Below are 312 nucleotides of genomic sequence, written 5' to 3' on the forward strand. Positions count from 1 at the left end.
TATATAAATGACGAATTTTTTGAAAAAATCGATAATTCAATATATAAAGCTACTAGCAAAATAGCTGTTGTTTATGAGGATGAAAACATAATAATTTGCGACAAACCACAAGGGCAACTATCCCATCCAACAGATAACGAAAACGTCAACACGCTAATCACAAACGCACAAAAATATTTATTCGACAAGGGCGAATACTCCCCAAAAATCGAAAATTCTTTTGCCCCCTCCTTATGTCATCGGCTCGACATTAATACACGCGGTCTCATAATTATAGCGAAAAATTTTCAAAGTTTAAAAGCTGTCCCTTTT

The 312-nt window shown here is 34.3% G+C and carries 1 protein-coding gene; it reads left to right on the forward strand.

Going from position 1 to position 312, the window contains the following annotated elements; genetic code table 11:
* Positions 1-312: pseudouridine synthase (locus ACYVTD_RS18895; RefSeq protein WP_461249117.1), on the forward strand; the 312-nt coding region annotated here is incomplete at both ends.

The organism is Treponema sp. R6D11 (assembly GCF_054786075.1).